The sequence below is a fragment of the Donghicola tyrosinivorans genome (assembly GCF_003003355.1).
Taxonomy (GTDB): Bacteria; Pseudomonadota; Alphaproteobacteria; order Rhodobacterales; family Rhodobacteraceae; genus Donghicola; species Donghicola tyrosinivorans.
The window spans coordinates 26,811-48,168 of the sequence record NZ_PVTQ01000022.1 but is presented as its reverse complement, the minus strand read 5'-3'; the positions used below and the strand labels follow the sequence as shown (position 1 = coordinate 48,168).

The 21,358-nt window shown below is 58.6% G+C and carries 8 protein-coding genes and 1 CRISPR repeat array (1 of these 9 running past the window's edge); of the genes, 4 read left to right on the top strand and 4 right to left on the bottom strand.

Features of this window, described 5'->3' with window-relative positions:
• The 4 genes from CLV74_RS22925 to CLV74_RS19865 form a co-directional block, all read left to right on the top strand.
• Positions 1-398 (top strand): hypothetical protein (locus tag CLV74_RS22925; RefSeq protein ID WP_170108119.1); only part of this gene is annotated, 398 nt, incomplete at its 5' end.
• Positions 399-480: 82 nt separating this feature from the next.
• Entirely contained in the window at positions 481-867 is a 387-nt protein-coding gene (locus CLV74_RS19875) for a plasmid mobilization protein (RefSeq protein WP_106268315.1), read from the top strand.
• Positions 864-3,518: a relaxase/mobilization nuclease domain-containing protein gene (locus CLV74_RS19870; protein WP_106268313.1), complete on the top strand. Its 2,655-nt coding sequence runs from the start codon at positions 864-866 to the stop codon at positions 3,516-3,518. Before CLV74_RS19875 ends, CLV74_RS19870 begins: the two co-directional genes overlap by 4 nt.
• A 405-nt stretch (positions 3,519-3,923) precedes the next feature.
• Positions 3,924-5,621, top strand: coding sequence for a DUF927 domain-containing protein (locus CLV74_RS19865; RefSeq protein WP_106268311.1), 1,698 nt, complete (start codon positions 3,924-3,926; stop codon positions 5,619-5,621).
• Positions 5,622-6,347: 726 nt separating this feature from the next.
• On the opposite strand, the gene istB is transcribed toward CLV74_RS19865, so the two are convergent.
• From istB to CLV74_RS19845, 4 genes are all read right to left on the bottom strand, one after another.
• Entirely contained in the window at positions 6,348-7,076 is a 729-nt protein-coding gene (gene istB / locus CLV74_RS19860; protein ID WP_106268309.1) for an IS21-like element ISPkr1 family helper ATPase IstB, read from the bottom strand.
• Positions 7,006-8,574: an IS21 family transposase gene (istA, locus tag CLV74_RS19855; protein ID WP_106268307.1), complete on the bottom strand. Its 1,569-nt coding sequence runs from the start codon at positions 8,572-8,574 to the stop codon at positions 7,006-7,008. Before istA ends, istB begins: the two co-directional genes overlap by 71 nt.
• Positions 8,575-8,902: 328 nt before the next feature.
• Positions 8,903-16,336 carry a LamG-like jellyroll fold domain-containing protein gene (locus CLV74_RS19850; RefSeq protein ID WP_106268305.1) on the bottom strand — a complete coding sequence of 2,478 codons (7,434 nt, stop codon included), beginning with the start codon at positions 16,334-16,336 and terminating at the stop codon, positions 8,903-8,905.
• A gap of 648 nt (positions 16,337-16,984) precedes the next feature.
• The gene (locus CLV74_RS19845) at positions 16,985-18,136 is read right to left on the bottom strand and encodes an IS30 family transposase (protein ID WP_106268303.1); all 1,152 of its coding nucleotides are present in this window, start codon (positions 18,134-18,136) and stop codon (positions 16,985-16,987) included.
• A gap of 78 nt (positions 18,137-18,214) precedes the next feature.
• Positions 18,215-21,358: direct repeats of the CRISPR family, unit length 29 nt; unit sequence CGGTTCATCCCCGCGCATGCGGGGAACAG (it continues 57 nt past the right edge of the window).

Below are 21,358 nucleotides of genomic sequence, written 5' to 3'. Positions count from 1 at the left end.
TCGACAAATACTCCCAGACTTTCGAGTACGCAGGCGACTACGTTGTCAAAGAGGTTAGCAGCGAATTCAGTAAGTTCGAGCAGACCTTGAGGAAAGCATCGGCACTTGCTGACACGCAGGCCCGCAGGGCTGTGGCTGAGGCCATCTCTGAAAGCGCCGAGAAAATCGCTGCGATCTCCGAAGCCGCAATCCAGAGCCGGGCGGATGCGATCAGTAAACGCGCCATGCGGCGCGCGGCCTTTATGGGTGGGGCGCTGATGGTCTGCCTGATCGGTCTTACCGTAGCCGTGACCTACAGCGTTATGGCCCTGAACGGAATTTGCGAAAAACCCCCAATCAATAGCGCTCTAAGTGGCGCGCCTCTTTGCGAGGCGAAGCGCTTGCCCTTCTCGGCCTGATGGCCTCGGCGGGCGGCGGAGATGGGCCATAGGGGAGAAGAAGACAGAAGGGAGCGGCCCGAGAAAGGCGGATCCTCCGGACATGAAGGAAGCAGAGAAGATGGCAAAAGCAGGGGATAAAAAGCCCAGATCAGAACGGCGGCGCGCCGCCAAAATCGTTCAGAAACGTGTCACCGAGGCACAGCACGCGGCCTTTGCGCAACGTGCTGCGGCGGCAGGTTATGAAACACCGAAGGACTATCTGGAGGCCTTCGTCTTGGGCAACGTCGCCATCAGGCGCCGCGAACGGCGGGATCAACTCAAGCTCTTTGCCGAGTTGTCAAAGCAAGGGTCCAACCTCAACCAGATCGCCCGTGCCATCAACACAGGGCGTGTTGCGCAGCTCTCGCAACCGGACATGGAGGTTTTTGAAACCACCCAAGCGCTCCATGGGGCGCTGATCAAGCGGCTGGGAAAAGCGCTGTCATGATTGTCGAGATCATCAGAAAACCCGGTGAAAAGGGGTCAGGTGGCACGGCAGAGGCGTTTCTGCCCGGGGTCCGTTATATCTGGCAAAAGGCTGCCCATGTGGAGACCCGCAACCTCGCCGCCACCGAATGGCGCGGGGCCGCCACAGAAATGCGGCTTGTCTCGGAACTGAACAGCCGCGTGCAAAAGCCCTATTACCATTTGGCCGCCAGCTGGCACGCACAAGAGCAGCCGACAGACGCACACCAAATGGCAGCGGCCGCGCATCTAATTAAGGCCCTAGGACTTGAGGACCATCAGGCCGTCATTGCCCTTCATCGGGACAAGGCGCAGGCGCATTTCCATATTGTTGTGAACACGGTTCATCCCGTCACAGGGAAGGTCTGGTCCAAATCCAACGACCATATGCGGGTCGAGAAGGCCTGCCGCGAGATTGAGGTCCTGCAAGGGTGGAGCCATGATCGCGGCCAGTTCGACTTTGACATCACCCCCGACGGCTCGGTGCGCCTGAAACCATCCCCTGATGCCTATGAGCGGAAGAAAGCGGCACGGGCAAAGGGAAGACGCCCCAAAACCAGCGGTGATCGCAAGTTTGAGAAATCCACCGGCTTTGAGACCTTCGAGCATTCCCTGACAGATGCCCTGCGAGATCGCTTTGCCGCGGCTGTGGCGACAAGTCCGGATTGGCCGAGCCTGCACAATGCGCTTTTGGCAATGGGTCTGCGCTATGACAAGCACGGCTCGGGCGCGCGGGTCTTACTTTTGGGCAGCGGAGAGCATCTGAAAGCCTCGGCCTTCGGGGCAAAGTTCTCGATCTCGAAGCTGCAAAAGCGCTTTGGCCCTTATGAGGCGCCGCCCCCAGTGCAGGAGGCCCCGTTGCCCACGCCCCCTGCCCCCATCGCGGGCATGTCCGGCCTCATTGCGGAGAAGGATCGCAAATACACCTCTGCCTCCTCGTTCAAGCTAACGCTCCTGCGCCGCATCTACTGCGGGATCCATGTTGATCCCCTTGTTGCAGAGGCGATCAAGTTCGTCGGCTTTGCCGAAGTGCCCCCTCGGATCACTCTGCGGGACACGACAACCATTCTGGATCATGGGGAGAAGGTCACGACCTCTGGCGATACCAAAGAGGCGCGGGCCATCATGATTGCGATGGCAAAGGCCAAGGGCTGGTCTTCTGTACGGTTCAGAGGTCCACCGGATTTTGTCCGTGCCGCATCGCTTGAAGCGGCGCAGGCCGGACTGCCTGTCTTTGGCGTCCCCGAAGACCTTCAAGCCAAGTGTGATGCCATCCTTGCGCGTCTGAGGGCGCAGGAAACCAGCATCGAGGACATCGCCGAAGGGGTTCAACTCGCGGCGCTAGAGGCAGTCGCAGACCATGATGCAGCGCGCGCTAAGAGCGCTCAGGCACGGGCTGCGCGAGACGCTGAGAAGGCCACAAACCTCAAAGAGGTAGAAGACGTTCTCCACGCCCTGAAGCCCGACAAAGACCCTGTCTCACGGGCCATAAAGCGCGTTGCGCGAGATGAGAAGCGCAGTATCACCGCGGCCTTTCGCAATGAACGTGACCGCACACGCGCCCTTCCTCCGAGAGACACTGAAAAACTGGCAGGCTCTGCCAAGGGACGACGGATCGTGCGGACATTCCTTGATCATGACGAGACCGAATTGGCCCGCATGAAGGAAGTATCCATCGATGCGATCGCCAGCCTTTGCGGCTGGACCTTCACGCCGCGCCACAAAGACGGGCACAATGACCCCAGCGGGCACAAGCTGCGCACCTATACGCGGGGGGCCGAGACCATCAAGGCAACCCGCAAAGGCCCCTACTGGGTCTGGACGAACAACAAGACGGGGAAGAGCGGCTCGGTGATCGATCTGTGGCAGGCAGATAACCCCGGCAGTACACTGGGTGATGCCCGCAAGGCATTCCGCCAGATCATGGGGACTGAAGTGCCCGCGCCCCTGCCAGCCCGCGACGGGTCCTATGAGGCGCCACGGGATCACACCCAAGCCCGCAGACGCTGGGAAGAGGCCCCCTATATCGAGGATCGCCGCACCTACGCAGAAGACCGGGGCATTGCAAAGGCAACCCTGCAGCGGTTCCGCAAAAGCGTCCGTGCGGGCGTTTACGGCGGCATCTACTTTGCGCATAGGCATCCCGAGACCGGCGATATCTTGGGGTTTGAGCAGGCGTGGGAAAAACATGGCACCCGCAACACCGCGCGCTTTGCCAAAGACGGGGTGAAGACCGTCTCGGTTCTTGGCGACCCCAAGACCGCCACGCGGATGGTGGTGTTTGAAGGCGGGCTCGACGCCTTGGCCCTTGCAGAGCTAGAGGCGCGGTTTGATACGATCTACGTCAGCACCGGCGGCGGCTTCGGTCAGAGGACAGAGCTGGCCCTGAAAACCTTGGCGATAGGTCGTCAGGTATGCTCGGGCTTTGACAACGACCGCGCTGGAGAGGCTCTGCACGCGCAGCTGAAGCAATTACTTCCCATCGTTGAACGCCACGCGCCGCACAAACGCATCGAAGGGGCCACCCGCCCCTGCAAGGACTGGCTCGATGTCCTCAATGCCATGGCAGAGCGAGGTAAGGTGAAACCAGCCTGCGATGTGGATGCGCCACCAGAGGAATGGGCCACTCCGTGAAAGGGGGGCTGGTGGGGATCGGAGCTTGTCGCACAGGAGGAATGGCATGCCGCCGTCCTGCGTGCATTGGAACATACAGCAGAGATCCTCTCGGCGCTCCTCAACGGCAAAAGCCACTGGCGTGTCGCGACACTTCCAAGAACCGCGATGTTCAGGACCGCGTGCACTCCGAACTCAATCCGCGTTGGGGCAACGCGGTTCTCTGGCCATCAGCGTGACCGAAACCTCCGCCAAAAATTCAGAAGTTCTGTCTGGACCTGACTTAAATTGCAAATTACCAGTCCGCAAAATTCCAGCGCTGTATCCTATGAGCTCATGCCAATATTCCGGAGAGCACCCTGGCAGCGAAATGTGCATTGATCGTTTCAATATTTTTCAATCAACTCCACTTATGATGCGACAATCATGGCCCATATCGATTCATTTCTCAAAGAAATCGAAAGCGAGTTAAAAGAAATAAACTCGAAAAATCGGACCAAATACGAGCTAAAAGAGCAATGTATTCTTGCATTTGGAGTCAAGCTTTGCACCCCGTTTCGCGTGAAGGCGCGCGCCTACGATCGTAATCGTGCGAACATGTCGTTCCTCATCGAGGTTCTGACGACTGATGGTCACATCGTCGAGGTTCTGGTCCGCAACGATCTGTTGATCAGCGCTCCCCCGAAAGCGCTCGGAGTGATGGGCAATAGGGGGTGGATAGTCTTCGGAGAGAAAAAAGTTGTTGCCGAGTTAATCTCCCTCTGGCCGGTAAAAGAGCATCACAAGATTGCCACGACCCTGGGTTGGAACAATGAAGACTATTTTGCCCTCACCAATGGGCAGGTTCTGAAAGCGCCGGGATTTACCTCAGAGGTCGTCATAGAACCTCAAACGACCAACAAAACAAAAGGAACCTTGGAAGGCTGGCGCAGGAAAATAGGACAGAAAGCGCGGGGAAATCCCTATCTCATGTTCGCCTGCTCGGCCGCCCTGACGGGGCCCCTCTTGCCGTTTGCCCCGACTGTGAAAAGCTTCGCTGTCCATTTTTACCACCACACCAGTACCGGCAAATCAACGCTTCTGCGCGTCGCCGAAGGCCTCTGGCCCCGCCCTGAAAACCCCAATCTTAAAACGTGGCGTGCCACGGGGAATGCACTGGAGGGATGGCTGGTCAAAGCCAACAACACTGTTCTGTGCGTTGACGAGTTGCCGAAAGAGCAAGCCAAACGGGCCTTTGCGGACGACATTTACATGTTCGGGAATGAAAAAGGAAAGGGCCGCGCGGATAAGGACGGGACGACAAAGACAACCAACAACTGGCAAGTCATCTTGCTTTCCGCAGGCGAACTCAGCGGCGCGCAAATGCTCAAAGCCAGCGGTGAGAAGAACAGTGGCGGTCAGGAAGTGCGCTGGCTCGATATTCCCGTCAGCGCCCCCCACGGGGTGTTCCACGTCTTGCATGGGGCGGACCATGGACGCAGTTTTGTGGATGCTCTATCGCAGCAGTCAAACGAAGAGTTCGGCAAGGTTGGGCCAGCATTTGTAGAACGCCTTATGAATGACCCTTTTCTTCGGGCAGGATTCGAGGCCGAACTTGACGGCTATTTCCTGAAGTTGAACCAAGCCCTGAATATCAGTGAGGCCCTCCAGGGAGAGATCCCCCGGATCATCCGCCAATTTGCCCTTATCGTTCTTGCGGGCGAGCACGCCTCTTCCATGGGGATCACCGGGTGGCAGTCAGGAGACGCCCTCGAAGCCGTGAAGCATGTCGCGCGACAATGGTACGACGCCCAGGATCGGTCGATCTCCGCAACACTGCGCATCCACCTTGACGAGATCTCGAAATATCTCAGCCGACTTTCCCCTGAACAGAAATGTTCACACAAAGCTGGCAAGGACCACCTCAAACCCGAAGTGGTGAAGGTCTGGTACACAGATAAAGTATATGACTTCACGAAAGACGCTTTAAATGAAGTGAGTAACGGCAGCGCCGTCGAGTGGGCAAAATTCCTGGATAGCCAAAACATCTTGATCCGGGCGAAAAGCGGCAGCCTCCAAAACCGGCTGAGTTTCGGTCCCCGTAATTGGGTCTATCGCATGTCTCGGAGTGCCATAGATCGATAGGCTGCGCAGAGATGCGTTACCAACCGACATGAAACCGCTCATCACATTTAAAAGCGGCACCAACCGCATGTTGCCGTCCCGTGGCAAGCCGGTCCTTGGACAAATATCGCAGAATGTCCGATCTCGTCCAAGGTCTGTCCAACTTATGTCCGATTTGTTTCCAAGGATAAAGATAGATAATATCTATATAAATCAATAATTTAATAGATAATGTCCAAAATATCTTTATTTCTAGGAGAAAATATTCGTGCGCACACGCACTTACACACATATTTCCGGGAAAACCTGTACCGCTGTACCGCTTGCATTTTTTCCATTCCTGACAATAGGTTACGCGGTACAAGAAGCGGTACGCGTCTGTACCACCTTGTACCGCTTTTGCCTGATGGACTACAATCGTGAGCCGGGGCGCGGTCCTTTCAAAGCGTCCTTGTTTGTCAGTTCACCTCGGTGCATGCAGGGCGCAGACAGAAAAGCGGGTCCGCGCTCCGCACGGTCAGCGGTTGTCCCCGCGCATGCGAGGAACAGGCGCGCCGCGCCCGGAACGCACCATATCCGCCCGGTTCATCCCCGCGCATGCGGGGAACAGACCACCTGTGTCAATCGGCATCGAATTTTAACCCCCCAATCGGCATTCAAAAGTGACCCCCTGATGCTCGACGGCAGCTGGCCCGATGCGGTGTAGCCTCCATATAGCGTAGCCGCGTCGGGCCAGCTGCGTTTTGACTATTCGCGGGTCTTGAAGCGCCAGCTCTCGTTTCCGGTTTCTACGATGTCACAGTGGTGCGTGAGACGGTCCAGAAGTGCTGTGGTCATCTTTGCATCGCCGAAGACGGAGGGCCACTCACCAAAGTCGAGGTTGGTTGTGACGATGATCGAAGTCCGTTCGTAAAGACGGCTGATGAGATGGAACAGAAGCTGGCCGCCAGTTTGCGCGAACGGCAGATAGGCTAGTTCGTCGAGGATCAGGAAGTCGAGGCGGCATAACAGATCGGCGGTACGGCCTTGGCGGTCAGCGCGGGCTTCGGCATCAAGCTTGTTCACGAGGTCAACCACGTTGAAGAACCGACCCCGCTTACCCCGTCTGATGCAGGATCGTGCGATACTTACCGCGAGATGCGACTTGCCAGTTCCGGTACCGCCGATCAGCACGACATTGCGCTGCTGGTCGAGGAAGTCGCCGAGTGCCAGATCGCGGACCAGCGTCTCGTTCACCGGCGTGTCCTCGAAGGTAAACTCGTCGACCTCCTTGGCCAGCGGAAGGCGGGCGATGGTCAGTTGATACTTGATTGAACGCGCCTGCTTCTCGCTTATCTCGGCGTTCAAAAGGTCACCAACAATCTGCTGTGGTTCGTGCTGCCGCTTCACAGCTGTGGCGATGATCTCATCGTATGCGGCCTTCATTCCGTAGAGCTTTAGCTGGCCCATCGCGTCCAGCACCTGTGATCTTTCCATGATCGGGTCTCCTCAGGGTGTCATAGCGTTTGCAATCGGCCACTGGCTCGCAGGTCAGTCGCAAGGCATCGGGTGTGGCAATCGTGAGTGGCGGTGGAGGTTCGCGGTGTCGGGCTAGAATGTTCAGAACGACGGCCGCTGCAGGTGCGCCTTCTTTCAATGCCTCGGCACACGCAGCTTCCACGGCATCCAGTCCGTCTGTCGGGATCATGCTCAGGATCTGAACCATCTGGCGGTCGCCGTTCGGCACCTTCCCCAACTTGCGCTGCACGCGTTTGATGGCAACCGGCAACTCCCAGTCCTTGAAGGGGGCACCATTACGCAGGGCGCCAGGTTTACGAGCCAGAACAGGGATATAGTGCAGCGGGTCATAGATCTCCCTGTTGCGCCCGAAAGCGCGATCGTGCTGCCCCACGACCTTACCGTCCTGCCAAAACTCGATGCGCGCGGCATAGGCACGGATCTCGACCGGGCGCCCGACGGCGCGGGCATCTACCGAATACCGGTTGTTGTCGAACCGCACGAGGCACGTCTTAGACACAGAAGCAGGCACCGCATGGAAGCCGTCAAAAGATCCGACATACGGAACAAGGCTCTCGCGCTCCGCTTGGAACACGTCCCAAGTCGTTCGATCCTTGCGTTCTGGATGGGGATTGGCCTTGGCCCACGCCACGCAGCGGTCCTCGAGCCACGCATTGAGTTCGGCGTAACTTTTGAATCTGGGCCGCGGCACAAAGAACCTCCGCCGCACGACGCCGACCTGGTTCTCGACCTGCCCCTTCTCCCAGCCCGAAGCGGGCGTACAGGCGACCGGATCTACAAGATAGTGCCCGCACATCTGCTGGAAGCGCCGATTGTAGGCTCGGTCACGTCCGACGAAGATCGTGTCCACCGCCGTCTTCATATTGTCGTAGATACCCCGCGTGCAGGTGCCGCCAAAAAAGGCGAAAGCCTTGTCGTGCGCGTCGAAGACCATCTCTTGTGTCTCGCGAGGGTAGGCGCGGACGAACAGCATCCGGCTGTGACAGAGGCGAACGTGAGCTACCTTCACGGTCGTCGTGACCCCGTCAATGAGAACGATCTCATGGCTCCAATCGAACTGGTAGGCCTCACCTGGATCGAAGGTCAACGGGACGTACGCCGCGACTGAAGCAGATCGTTCTTCCTTGCTCCATGATGCCGCATATCGCCGGACGGCGTCATACCCACCGCTATAGCCGCGGACACGCAACTCTTCGAAAATCCTGATCAGGGTCAACCGCTCTCGCTTCCCCTTTCGGGCGTTCGCCGCGAGCATCTCGTCTAGTTCATCGGTCCAAGGCCCGATCTTCGGCAACGGCTGGACAGTGCGCTCGTAGGTAAGTTCGGTGGCCCCGGACCTAATCACCTTACGCACAGTGTTCCGCGAGACCCGGAACTCGCGACAGATCTCTTTGATCTTCTTCTTATCCTGAAAATATGCCCGCCGGATCTTCGCAATCGTCTCCACAACCAACATCCCACACTGTGCTCCCCGATAACCTCGGGGGCATGATGAACATCAGCGTAAGGGGGGTCATATTTGGATGCCGATCACCCCGCTACAGGGTCAAAATTGCATGCTGGTTCACATGAACCCACCATATCTGAATTTCATCTGACCAAAGACCTCCGCTAGAATAAACGCCCCACCCTATCAGAACAAAATAAGAACATCCAGAAAAACAAAACCGCCCGGCAATCCCTCGCCGAGCGGCCCTGATTTCATCTTGGCAAAAATACCTAAAACACAACGCCTGCCACGTAGACGGCCCCTTCCGCAAACAGAACAGAAAGAGCCAAGAGCCTTAGACCAGATCAGGCAGTTCAGTGAACAGGAAAGTGTCGTCCAGAACCCCGTTGTCCATCTCGACCTTCAGCACCTGCGCGCCGCCATTCTCGAAGTAATCGATGTCGATGGCGTAATAGCCGGTCTCGGCGAACATTACCTCGGCACGGGTGGTCGCCGTTCCGCGCAGACCTGCGAATTCGGACACGACCACACCGCCAATGCTTAACGAGAAACCGTCGTCGCTCTCGATGTCAAAGGTGTGACTGCCCGCCTCGGCAAAGATGAACCCGTCAAGGCTCAGACCAAAGGTATCGGCTTTCGCGCTGCCATCGCCGATGTAGCTGGCGGCGCCGCTGGCAACAAAGGCCTCTTGCGTGCCAGAGCTGGCCGATTTGAACTGCAGCACATCCGTGGTGAAGGTCATGTCCGCCGCAACGCCATCGGTTTGCGCCCGATAGGACCCGATCGAGCCTATAGTGCCGTCCACATCAAACAGCGCACCATTCAGACCATCGCCCACGCCTGCGGTCTCTGCCGCCAGCGCCACAGCGCCCGCCTGCACCCGCAGATCCAGCCCGCCAGAGTTGTCCAGTGCCGCGATCTGCCCGTTTTCCAGCGCAGTGTCATAGACCGCGACCGAGGCGATCTGCCCGTCAAACACATGCCACGGATAGACCTGACCGGCCGAGCCCATGCTGAACGAGCCCCCAAGCATCAGTTCCGCATCCATCGCGGCAAAGTCGACACCGGGGTTCAAGAAGGCCAGCACTTTGGTGCCGTTCAGATAGACGCTGACGGTGTCATCATCAAAGGTCATCGCGACAGAGTACTCGGTCCCTGCCTCCAGTTCCGGCGCATCGCCCTTGGCGTAATAGGACGCAGACCCTTGCCGCAGGTCCAGCCGCAGATCACCATTGACCACATAGACGCGGAAATACCCTTCGGCATCCCCATTGGCCGCCCGTTCAAACAGGGTATAGCGCGTGTTGGTGTTCATGGTGTCAAGCGTGAAAGTGGTCAGGATCGACCCTTCAGCCGTCGCATCCACATAGCGCAGTTCTGCCGTGCTGTTCCCGTCAACGGTCAGACCGGTGCGGGTCATGACCGGCGTTTCCTCGACCGAGGGCAACACGCCAACCAAAGAACCGTCTGCCAGTTCTGCCTCAAGCAGATCAGACAGCCACAGGGCCGCCTCATGCAACTTGACGTCATAGCCACCGGTCTCGGTCATGACGTAATCGTATTTGTAGCCAAAGCCCAGATTGTAGAAGGCATCCATCACACCGCTCACGGCCCGTTCGCCATAAAGCGCTGTTCGGGCATCCATCGCCAACGAGAAGCCACTGCTGCTGTCACCGTTCAGGGCCGCCCATTCCTCGGCGTAGTTCTGACCAAGCCAGACCGAGATGTCCTTGAGGTCCGACGCTGTGAAAGCGCCATCGCGGGCCACATCGGTGGCCGTGATCGCCTCAAGCAGCAGGGTGTTCAGGGCATCGGCGGCGCTGGCGGCCTCGGCGATCTGGGTGACGGTCAGCGTGTCATGCAGGCGCTGATCATCGACGATCAGATCCACCAACGCATCAAGACCGGTGCCGGTGGTCCCTGTTACATAGGGATTGCTTGATGCCTCAGTCACCAATGCGCCGCTGGTCAATTCCACCGCAAGGGCAGCCTCTAGCCAGTAGGCCACATCCACTAGCGTCTGGTTCTGGGCCCCATCCTCATTGATCAGACGGCCACGGCTGTTGTAGCCAAAGCCCAGATGATAGACCCCGTCCAGAACGGCGTTGACCAGATTTTCCCCGTACATGCGGGCGCTGGCACCGTCATTCTGGACCAGATGGAAACCGGTTTCTTCGTTGTTTTCATCATCGCCATGGGCAATCGCAAAGGCCGAGGTCGCGTCACCGCCATAGTAATTCGCCGCGATATAGTCCGACAGGGTGCGAATATCGGCGGCACTAAAGCTGCCATTGCGGGCGATACCCGTGGCGATCACCCCGTCCACGATCATGGTGTTGATCTGATCGGCGTAATAGGCCCCTTGGGTAATATCGGTGATCGAGACGTTCTGGTTCAGGCCAATGTCTTCCATGATCAGCGTCACCCACTGATCCAGCCCTGTTCCGGTGGTGCCCGTAAAGGTTTGCACATCACTGTTCACCAGCGAGGCCATGTCATCGGCCAGCAAGGTGTTCAGCCAATCGGCGATATCCGTGATGGTCTGGTTGTTGTTGCCGTCCTCGTTGATCAGACGGTTGCCGCGATAGCCAAAGCCCAGATGGTAGATGCCATCAGCCACGGTGTTCACAAGATTTTCGTTGAAAATCCGAGAGGTCGCGCCGTCGTTCTGAACCAGATGGAAGCCGGTCTCTTCATCGTTTTCATCATCCCCGTGATAAACCAGCCACGGGCTGTCCGCGCCAACGGCGTAGTTTGCGGCGATGTATTCGGCCAGTCCGCGCACCTCGCTTTCGGCAAGGGTGCCGTCATTGGCATAGCCAAGGGTCTGGATCGACTGCACGATGATGTGGTTCATCTGGTCGGCAGCCTCAGCGCCCGTGGCAATCTCTGCCATCGAGATACGGGCCTGCAATCCGCTATCGGCCCAAATTCGATCCACCAGCAGATCAAGACCGGTGCCCGTAGTGCCCTGCACCACCTCTGCATCAGGGTTGACCAGATCGGCCAGATCATTGGCCAGCAGTTGGGTCAGGTTATCGGCCACAGTGCTAAGCGCGGCGTTCTGGTTGCCGTCCTCATTCAGCAGGCGACCGCCGGTGTAGCCGAAGGGCATATGATACAGCCCGTCAGCCACGGTGTTGATGGTGTTGGCATCGAACATGACAGCATCGGCCACCGTGCCTTGCACAATGTGGAAACCGGTCCGCACGCCGCCTTCCTCATCGCCATGGGCCTCGATGAATGTCGCAAGACGCGCGGCATCCGCCTGCACCCAATCGGACAGCCCCGCGATCTCTGCGGCAGAGATGACACCGTCGTTGGCATAGCCAAGGGTGTGGATACCCTCAAGGATCAGGCTGTTCATCACGTTCATGGCCTGCGCCGCCTGAACAAGGCGGGATTCCGAGTTGAAAAGGTTCAGATCCTGATCGGTCGCCAGAACCTGCGTCAAGTGATCCAGCCCCGTGCCAGTCGTGGCCGTGACCGCCACGTCATTCCCCGAGGTCAAAGAGCCTGCGGCCAGATCATCGGCAAGGATGTGGTTCAGCCAATCGGCCACCTCTTCGACACGCACGTTCTGGGCGCCGTCTTCATTGATCAGGCGGCGGTTGCCGTTATAGCCAAAGCCTAGGTGATAGAGGCCGTCAGCCACCGTGTTGATGGCATTCTCGCCATAGATGATGGTGGTTGCACCGTCGTTCTGGGCCAGATGGAAACCGGTCTCTTCGCCGTTTTCATCATCCCCGTGATACAGCACCCAATCGTCATAGCGGTTCTGGTTGATCCAGTCGGCCAAGTCATAGACCTCGGCCACGCTGAGGGTGCCGTCATCGGCGGCGCCGATGGCTTTGATCGCCTCAACGATGATCTGGTTCATGCCTTTTGCGGCCTCGATCGCCTCGGCCTGATCGGTGGCAAGGGTGCGCAACTCCAACCCGCCATCGCTGGCGATCCAGTCTACGATCTGATCCAGTCCGGTGCCGGTCAGAGCAATCGTATCCATGGCCGGATCATAGGCCACGGCCTCCTGATAGGACTGAATGCTGGTATAAAGCTGCGAAGGCTTCAGCGCCGCGCCATCCAGTGTCAATTCCAGTGCCTGCGAGCCGCCGTTCTCATAGTAGTAAACGTCAATCTGATAGAGACCCGCCGCGAAATCCGCGCTGGCAGAGGTCGCCGCCTGCGGGCGCGGGGTGGAATAGCGCATCATCTCTGCCTCGCCCACGAACAGGGCAAACCCGTCGTCCGAGCGGACGGTAAAGCTATGCGCCCCCGCATCCAGCCAGATATAGCCGGTGAAATGCATGCCCATGGTGGTCATCGCGACCGAGCCGTCGCCGTCGGTCACAGCCCCCGCATCGCCAAGGAAATCCGACAGGCTTTGGGTGCCGTGGCCTTGGAAGGCAAGGGTATCAACAGAGGCCGCGTGGGTCGCGGTCAAGCTACCGTCAGCCACACCGTTGATCAGTTGATCAATGGTTACAAAGCTGCCTGCGACATCAAAGATCGCCGCCGAAAGCTCCGCACCCACGGTCTGCACACTGCCCGAAGGCAGGGCAACGGCCTGCGGCGTGGCCTGTTCCGGCTGGGTGTCCAGCGTAAGAACCTCTTGGGCGGTCAGGTTGCGGTTATAGATCCGCACGACGCTGATCTCACCGTCAAAGAGACCGTAATTGGTCAGACTGTCATTGCGGGCCCACTGGCGGCTTTCACCAATTGCGATAGGGCTGTCGTTCAGCGCCCAAGTGATTGCGGCGTCAGCGTTTTCCGCCACCAAAGCACCATCCACATACATCTGCGCCCCGTCCGTGCCGAAGTTCAGCACCAGATCGGTCGCCGCCCCCGTCACCAGAACATCCTTGGGTGAGGAAAGCGTATAGGTAGTGTCACCGGACTGCATCGTCGCCTCGATCCGGCCCCCGCGGACAGTGATGGTCAGATGACCGCCATCCCCGTAAGAGCGGTAGTCCTTGGACAGCAGCGTACGCCGGTCCCAGCCCTCGGTCGTGTCGGAGGTAAAGGTGATGGCAATCGCGCCTTGGTCCACCTCTTGGGCGGCGTCATGGGCGATCTGCACCGCCTGCTGCCCATCCCCCAGCACCAGCGGTGTGGTCATTTCGGCGATCAGCGCATCGTCAAAGCTGCCTTCGGCGGCGGCCACGATATCGCTGTTCACCAGCGCGCCGCTGTCCAGATCATCGGCCAGCAACTGGTTCAGATAGGTGGCCGCGTCCTCGACCCGTCCCACATAGCGGTTGGTTTGATCGTACAGCGCCACATCGTAGCGGATGTCATGCCCAAGCCCGTAAAGGGTCCGCGCCATGCGGTCGATCAGGTTGTCCCCGTCGAACGAAGAGGTCGCCCCTTCATATTGCACCTTGCCGAAACCGTCGCTGTCTGTGCTGTCGGCACCCCACAGCGCATCCCACTGATCCAGCGCGTTGTCTGCAATCCAGGCGCTGATCAGGCGCACGTCGTTTTCATCAAAAACGCCGTCATTGGCAGCGCCGGTCTGGTGGATGGCCTGCAACAGAATATCGTTCAACCCATCCGCCGCCGTCGCCGCTTGCGCCAGTTCCGAGGTGGTGAACTTGCGGGTCAGAACATCGTCCGAGAACAGCGCCTGCGTGATCACATCCAGACCGGTGCCGGTGGTCGCCACGTCATAGGGGTCTACCGCCCCAACCAGCGAGCCATCGGCCAGATCATCGGCCAGCAGATCGTTCAACCAGTAAGACACATCGGTCAATGTGACGTTGGCGTTGCCATCCTCATTGATCAGACGATTGCGATCATAACCGAAGCCCAGATGATAGATGCCATCGGCCACCGTATTCACGGCATTATCCCCATAAAGACGGGTATTTGCCCCATCGTTCTGGACCAGATGGAAGCCGGTCTCTTCGCCCGCCTCATCGTCTCCATGCAGGCGCAGCCAGTCCTCATAGCGGTTAGCGTTGATCCAGTCGGAAATCTCGCGCACATCCGCGACCGAGATTTCGCCGTTCGCCGCCACGCCTGTGGCCTTGATCGCCTCGATGATGATGTCGTTCATGCCTTGGGCGGTGGCCATGCCGTCAAGCACTTCGGTCAGGGGGATGCGTTGAGCCAAGATCGGGTCCGCACCGATGATTGCCACCAGTCGATCAAGGCCGGTTCCCAGCACGGTTTCGCCATTGCCCGCCGCCGCACGCCAATCGCTAAGATCCTCGGCCAGCAGGGCGTTCAGCCAGTAGGACACCTGCCCGATCGAGACATTCAGGTTGCCGTCCTCATTCACAAGGCGGCCGCGGCTGTAGCCGAAGACAAGGTGATAGATGCCATCGGCCACCGTATTCACCGCGTTCTGGTTGAAGATGCGGCCAGTGGACCCGTCGTTCTGCACCAGATGAAAACCGGTCTCTTCCGCCCCTTCGTCATCCCCGTGGGCGGCGACAAAGGCTTCATAACGGTTTGCGGCGATCCAGTCCGACAAAGACATCACGTCCCCACGCGACAAGGTACCGTCATCGCCTAGGCCCAAAGCCTCGATCCCTTCGATGATGATGGCGTTCATGGTGTTGGCGGCCTCGGCCCCGTCACGGATATCCGCGTCCGAGGCGCGGGTGCGCAGTCCTTCGTCATGAGCGATCAGCGAGATCAGGCGATCAAGACCGGTGGATGTGGTGCCCTCGACATACTCGGCCACATCCCCGTTGGCCAAAGCGGCCATATCATCGGCCAGCAGACGGTTTAGCCAGTCGGCCACATCCTCGGTGTTGGCGTTGCGGTTGCCGTCCTCGTTGATCAGATTGGTGCCGGTATAGCCAAAGACCAGATGGTAGATGCCATCGGCCACGGTATTAACGCCATTCTCACCGAAAAGCCGCGTGTTGGCCCCGTCGTTTTGCACCAGATGGAAACCGGTCTCTTCGCTGCCCTCATCATCCCCGTGGGCCGCGACAAAGGCGTCAAAGTGGTTCGCGCGGATCCAGTCGGCCAAAGCCGTCACATTCGCCGGATCAAAGGTGCCATCATTGGCCAGACCCAGCGCCTTGATGCCCTCTATGATGATGGTGTTCATGGTGTTGGCCGCTTCGGCACCGGCGCGCAGCTCTTCCAGCGGCAGGCGCTGGTTCAAGCCCTCATCGGTCAGGACCATAGCAACCAGCGCGTCCAGCCCCGTGCCAGTAGTGGCAATCGGCGCGGGCGCGGTGTCCCCTGCAAAAACCCCCGCCGCGATATCCCGCGCCAGAAGGGCGTTCAGCCAGAACGCCGCATCATCCACCTGCACATTTCGGTTACCGTCTTCATTGATCAGATGGTTTCCAGTGTAGCCAAACCCCAGATGATAGAGGCCATCAATCACCGTATTGATCGCATTGCTTCCGAAAAGCTGGGTGTTGGCCCCGTCATTCTGCACCAGATGAAAGCCGGTCTCCTCGCCTGCCTCATCATCCCCGTGGGCCAGCGCCCACGCGTCCGCATAGTTGGCGGTGATATGGGTAGACAGCTGGAACAGATCAGGGGTCGATATCTCTCCGTCCGCCGCAATCCCCGTCTCATGGATCGCTTGCACAATGATGGCATTAAGTTCGGCCATTGCGGATAGGGCAGTCTGGATATCGAAAGGGGTGACAAAAAGGTTCAGCGCCTGATCCTGCGCCACCAGCGACAAAAGCCCGTCCAGACCGGTGCCGGTCCGCGACACGCCCGCCGGTACATTCGTTGTATCAGCTATCGTATCAAGATTTCGGGAAAAGTCGGTATGCGTGGCGAGCGTCATAGCTGGCTAAGTCCTATAATTGATTTTTGCGTGGCAATTGCCAATGGATTGCAACAATTAGCCCCCTCTCAAGACGTATTCGCAATAGAACATGTACGGAAATTAAATGGTGACGATTTGAAAAATATTAACCAAAATTGAAGGTTGCAAATATGCGCCAAATCCAAATGGATAGATTGGCTTAAAATTCATGGGCAGCTCTCCGAAATACGCCATGGATTCGCGTAACTTACTAGATTTCTTGGGAAAGTTGTGTAATTTCAGATGCGATATGCCGCGCCACCTTAAGGCAGAACGGATGGCGCGCTCGGGTTAGTGCGAACTGAAAAAATCTTCTCGCGCCCGAAGTCCGCCAGATCTCCCATGCAATCAAGAATTGAAACGCAAATGATTTAAGCCATTCTTAATTGAAGAAAGATTCCCGCGACGGATCCAATTCCTTTTCCCGTATCAATGATGCTCAAGCAGTCGGGCCCATATCCGGACGCGGACCGTGCAACCAATCCGCAATCAGAACCGGCATGAATTGATAGCTGAAGCAACGATTTGACAGTACCCCTACCGCAATAAGCCAAAAGAAAGACCCACTTCCTGCGAAATCCGGCAACGCCCCTTGCCCCTTGGTCGCATAAGGAAGACGGGGTGGGTTCAACCGGTCAGCGCAACGTTTCGCTTCATGGTATCCTCAGGAGTTTGGTAGCCAAGGCTTTTGCGTGGCCTCGTGTTCAAGCGGTGCGCCACTTCATCTAAGTCTCGCTGTGAATATGCAGACAGATCAGTCCCTTTCGGGAAATACTGGCGCAGCAACCCATTGGTGTTTTCGTTACTCCCACGCTGCCAAGGGCTTTGAGGATCACAGAAATAGACGTTAACCGAAGTCGCTGCCGTGAATTTGGCATGATACGCGAGTTCGGTGCCGCGATCCCACGTCAAAGATGCCATCATGCCTTTGGGCAGGCGACGCACGCGCGCCTTCAGGGCGCGGATGACGCTGTTGCTGTCTTTTCCCCTCAACTTGACGAGCATCACAAAACGGGAACTACGTTCGACCAGTGTCGCGATATGACTGTTTTTCGAGCCGTTTAACAGATCCCCTTCCCAGTGCCTGGGCTGTGTCCGATCCTCGATCTCGGCAGGTCTATCGTGGATCGAGACCGCGTCGATAATCTGGCCACGCGTTTGGCCTGCAGTTGTCGCGGTACGCCCTCTACGCATGATCCTGCGGCTGCGCAAATGTGATAGAACTGCCTTATCCAGCACGCCACGTGATTGAATGAAAAGGCTTTTGTAGATTGTCTCATGGGATATGGTCGCAGCGTGACCTTCCGCTTTCAACCATCCCGCAATCTGCTGCGGGGACCATTGCTCAGACAGTTTGGCAGCAACCAAGGCGCAGAGTTCGGGGTTGCGCGCCAATGCGCATGGCTTGGGTCTACGGGCGCGCGCCCACGCCTGATCGTCGGCCCGAGATGCTCGATATACTAAACGTCCCCCGTTTCGCGAAACCTCACGGCTAATCGTGGAGGGGGCTCGTCCAAGATCACGACCGATTTGCCGCACAGACCGCCCCGAACTCAGGGAGCGCGAAATTTCCTCTCGCTCTGCAAAGGTAAGCGCTCCCACCTTACGCCTGCGCGCCACAGGCGCGAAGCCACCACGCGCAACGAGGATAGCAAAGACAGAGGCCGCGTGTTTACCCAGGGCGCGACCAATCTCGCTCAGTGTGTCGCCATTCTTCCAGCGTTGCCAGAGTTCCGCCTTCTGTTCTTGCGAAAATCCAATACGTGCAGATTGCGCCATGCTCAGTCCTTTCACACTATCTCATATCAAAGATGTTGCGTTGACCGGTTGAACCCACCGCACGCAGTTGCAGCGACACGGTTCATCCCCGCGCATGCGGGGAACAGTAAGCCTCGGCCACTAGATACCCGTCTGCGGTCGGTTCATCCCCGCGCATGCGGGGAACAGGTGACCGGAAGCTATGGCGCGGCGCGTCTGGCCGGTTCATCCCCGCGCATGCGGGGAACAGCGCTGCATCTGGTCCATGTACTCGGTCAACTGCGGTTCATCCCCGCGCATGCGGGGAACAGGCCGCATTTGCCGAAGTCCTCCGCCGCCGTGGCGGTTCATCCCCGCGCATGCGGGGAACAGTGCGTCTGACGGGCTGAGGGGAAACCTTCGGCCGGTTCATCCCCGCGCATGCGGGGAACAGTCTGATTTGTATGTGTGTGTCATTGGTTTCTCCGGTTCATCCCCGCGCATGCGGGGAACAGCAGGGTATGGCAAGACGGCGGTGCAGAACCTGCGGTTCATCCCCGCGCATGCGGGGAACAGTCAATTTCGAGCGTTCTATCGTCTCGAAAAAACGGTTCATCCCCGCGCATGCGGGGAACAGTGCAGGGGTCACGTCGTAAACCTGATCGACCTCGGTTCATCCCCGCGCATGCGGGGAACAGGTGGCGGTATCTGTAGCCCGGTCTGCTAGCGCCGGTTCATCCCCGCGCATGCGGGGAACAGGAAACCAGTTCAAGCTGGATATCCGACTGCGGCGGTTCATCCCCGCGCATGCGGGGAACAGAACGTCAATTAGGGCCTTCTCTAACCGATCAACGGTTCATCCCCGCGCATGCGGGGAACAGACTTTCAGCAATACGGAGCAGCAGGATCTGCACGGTTCATCCCCGCGCATGCGGGGAACAGCTCGTGTTGCCGCTAACGTTAATCGACAGTTCCGGTTCATCCCCGCGCATGCGGGGAACAGACAGCCTGCGCCTTGACGAACGCCCACGCATCCGGTTCATCCCCGCGCATGCGGGGAACAGACGGCACTCTCAACGTACATGTACATTTTAGGCGGTTCATCCCCGCGCATGCGGGGAACAGGTTCTGATCGCGGGAATGCCAGCGTGACGCTACGGTTCATCCCCGCGCATGCGGGGAACAGTCAGGGGCCAGCATGGTTGCGGCGTAACTTGTCGGTTCATCCCCGCGCATGCGGGGAACAGTAGTTTAAAGATGGACTGTCACCGTCTACGCCCGGTTCATCCCCGCGCATGCGGGGAACAGCGCGCAGCCGCGAAGTCCGCGTTCAGGCGGTCCGGTTCATCCCCGCGCATGCGGGGAACAGACGTTTTTTAGCGTCCGACCTACCCTGTCCATCGGTTCATCCCCGCGCATGCGGGGAACAGGTTAGTGATGTCATGATGTCATGGGCCTCTGTCGGTTCATCCCCGCGCATGCGGGGAACAGTGCGCCTTGGCATTCTCGAACTGGTCTTTATTCGGTTCATCCCCGCGCATGCGGGGAACAGTGTTCCATAAACATGGCTCGGTCGTGGTCGAACGGTTCATCCCCGCGCATGCGGGGAACAGTGTATTAGCCTCAGAAAATGATATACGGTCCGCGGTTCATCCCCGCGCATGCGGGGAACAGGGGTGATTAGGCTGTTCTCGTCCATCGGGCACCGGTTCATCCCCGCGCATGCGGGGAACAGTATTCAAGGTGACACCAGACCAAAAGGCCGACCGGTTCATCCCCGCGCATGCGGGGAACAGACGGTGGTAACGGGCGGGGTGTATTCCTCGATCGGTTCATCCCCGCGCATGCGGGGAACAGTTAATTTGGAACTCAGGGTCTGCATCGCGTTTCGGTTCATCCCCGCGCATGCGGGGAACAGCGCCGCCCAGTCGTCAAGTTCAGCTAGGCGATCGGTTCATCCCCGCGCATGCGGGGAACAGAAAGGCTCGGAGCGTCCCCTTACCCTGTACCGCGGTTCATCCCCGCGCATGCGGGGAACAGACGTGCTTGGGGTCCAGCTTGCCGGAAAGGCTCGGTTCATCCCCGCGCATGCGGGGAACAGGAATATCGACCGTTCAAACCAGCTTTCTGTAACGGTTCATCCCCGCGCATGCGGGGAACAGGGTCTGGATACCCGACCAAACGCCGGATGCAACGGTTCATCCCCGCGCATGCGGGGAACAGTCCATGGTTCTCAAGGCCCCAACCAGCGCGCGCGGTTCATCCCCGCGCATGCGGGGAACAGTCCATGGTTCTCAGGGTCCCAACCAGCGTGCGCGGTTCATCCCCGCGCATGCGGGGAACAGTGGCGTCCGACTTCCTGAATATGATTGCGGACCGGTTCATCCCCGCGCATGCGGGGAACAGGCCCCGATCATCAAATCATGGCGGGAAATGGGCGGTTCATCCCCGCGCATGCGGGGAACAGGTCGGGTTACACGTCCATCCTCCCTGCTCAGGCGGTTCATCCCCGCGCATGCGGGGAACAGCAAGCAACTTCGGTTGCTGATTTTCCTGCGTTCGGTTCATCCCCGCGCATGCGGGGAACAGCCGAACGAACGGGCGGACGGAGCACTACTACCCGGTTCATCCCCGCGCATGCGGGGAACAGTCGAGCTCGGCACCGAGCCCGATCACATCCGCCGGTTCATCCCCGCGCATGCGGGGAACAGGCACCAATGCGCGGTTCTACCCATGCGTAGAACGGTTCATCCCCGCGCATGCGGGGAACAGGTACGCGCGGCGTAGGGCCTGAGTTTGACCGGCGGTTCATCCCCGCGCATGCGGGGAACAGTATCCGCTGATATTGTAGCCAAGCCGCGCCACCGGTTCATCCCCGCGCATGCGGGGAACAGGGCAACCTGCGCCGCGAGCTCCTCGATCAGGGCGGTTCATCCCCGCGCATGCGGGGAACAGTGCGTCAATATGTGCTTGGTAGGCGTCCCGCGCGGTTCATCCCCGCGCATGCGGGGAACAGCAGAGACAATCGCACGTCAACAGATTGCACCGCGGTTCATCCCCGCGCATGCGGGGAACAGTGTATTCAGCTATTTCATTCGGGCTTAGCATGCGGTTCATCCCCGCGCATGCGGGGAACAGATTGCCCAGTTACGCCGTACGACCTGCCAATACGGTTCATCCCCGCGCATGCGGGGAACAGGAGCGGGAATGTGTTAATACCAGAAGAAGCGCCGGTTCATCCCCGCGCATGCGGGGAACAGTCAA

Excerpts from the sequence above, each read along its gene's own strand:
- istB (WP_106268309.1), bottom strand. The coding sequence starts at position 7,076 with ATGGAAAGATCACAGGTGCTGGACGCGATGGGCCAGCTAAAGCTCTAC.
- CLV74_RS19865 (WP_106268311.1), top strand. The coding sequence starts at position 3,924 with ATGGCCCATATCGATTCATTTCTCAAAGAAATCGAAAGCGAGTTAAAA.
- CLV74_RS19870 (WP_106268313.1), top strand. The coding sequence starts at position 864 with ATGATTGTCGAGATCATCAGAAAACCCGGTGAAAAGGGGTCAGGTGGC.
- CLV74_RS19845 (WP_106268303.1), bottom strand. The coding sequence starts at position 18,136 with ATGGCGCAATCTGCACGTATTGGATTTTCGCAAGAACAGAAGGCGGAA.
- CLV74_RS19875 (WP_106268315.1), top strand. The coding sequence starts at position 481 with ATGAAGGAAGCAGAGAAGATGGCAAAAGCAGGGGATAAAAAGCCCAGA.
- istA (WP_106268307.1), bottom strand. The coding sequence starts at position 8,574 with ATGTTGGTTGTGGAGACGATTGCGAAGATCCGGCGGGCATATTTTCAG.
- CLV74_RS19850 (WP_106268305.1), bottom strand. The coding sequence starts at position 16,336 with ATGACGCTCGCCACGCATACCGACTTTTCCCGAAATCTTGATACGATA.